We start from the raw sequence: 1,310 nt of genomic DNA, 5'->3' as shown, positions 1-1,310 counted from the left end.
CTTTGCCTGCTTTGCGGCGTAGGCTTTCATACTTGCGCGAAAGCCCTTTCGGATCACCGCGACGCCGCCGAGCCCTGCGATGAAGCCCGCCGCAAATCTCTCGGGGCTAAATTTGCCCTCTTCGTCGGTAGCGCCCAGCGCGCCGCCGCTAAGCCCTCCCGCAAGATGAGAGGTAAGATTAACGTTTACGAAGCCCTTTTTCATACCCTCGTTTAGCTTTGCGCCTTGCTTGACGGAGCCTGCGCCCTCTTTTGCCGCAAGATCGCCGCCTTGAGGCTCGCTTTTTAGCGCTGTGCTGCTTTGATCTGCCGCATCTTGTGCTGAAACCACTCGCTGTTTTGAAGCTGCGGCATCAGCTGCGCTATCGCCTGAAGCGGCCCCGTATCGTCCCACGAGCTCATCGCCCGCGGCATTTTTTGCATCCTCGCCGCCGAGTATAGCAGTAGATCCGCGCTGCGATGATACCTGCGCATCGCCTCCCGGTCCCCGCTCCGCTCGGCTTGAAGTATCGCCGAGATCAGAAACGCCCTTTGATACTCGCTCATCTTTTCTGCCAGCGCCTGCGCCGTTTGCGTCGGCTCTGCGCTGCGGCGCGTCTGCGTTTGTTTTGCCATTTTGTGCTCTCCTTATCTTGCCGTCTTTGATGATCCAATCTTTCATTTGATTGTTTACGATGTCGTCGTATTCGGCTTTTGCGACTTTGGCGTCGATATAATTTTTTAGAAATTTTATATCTCCGTCGTCGTATGCCTGCATCGCCGCGGCCTGCACGTCGGGAGCGAAACCTTTGCTCGCCAAGCGCGCGCCGTATTGCTCGGTGGTGTAAGGGTGAGTTTTGATGTCGTTTTCCACCCTCCAGATGAAATTTTGCCCAGCATACATAGGATCGACGTCCGCGCCGTCGTTGTAGGCGCGGGTATATCGAAGCTCCGCTTCGCTGGGCTTTATGCGGGAGTTTAGAAGCTCTCTTTGCGCTCGCGCGGAGAGGGTAGGATTTTCCTTTGCGATTTTTTCAGCCTCTCTTTGAATAGCAGCAAAGCGCTCTATGCCGTCCGTCCTCATCTGGGCTAGCTCCTCCGCGCGATCGGCGACGTGTCTTTGATACTCTTTCACCCACTCAAGGCGGTTTGCGCGCTCGTAAAGCTCGTCCACTTTTTTGTAAGCGCTATCGCTCAAATGCGCCGAGCGGCTCGCACCGCGGTCAAGCTCGCCCAAAATTTTATCTGCAGCATCATCCGCGACGTTTTGGGTTTTGAGATACTGCCTTACCTGCTCGCGAGGCTTGAGATTTGATTGCGCCACGCTCGCGG

At 55.9% G+C, this 1,310-nt stretch carries 1 protein-coding gene; it reads right to left on the bottom strand.

What is annotated here, in order from left to right; genetic code table 11:
* A partial coding sequence (locus Q0140_RS00105; protein ID WP_297960302.1) for a hypothetical protein occupies positions 1-1,310 on the bottom strand: 1,310 nt, incomplete at both ends.

It is taken from the genome of uncultured Campylobacter sp., from assembly GCF_938045405.1.
Lineage (GTDB): Bacteria > Campylobacterota > Campylobacteria > Campylobacterales > Campylobacteraceae > Campylobacter_B.
Note: the sequence above shows the minus strand (reverse complement) of the source record. Positions and strands in the feature narration are given on the sequence as shown.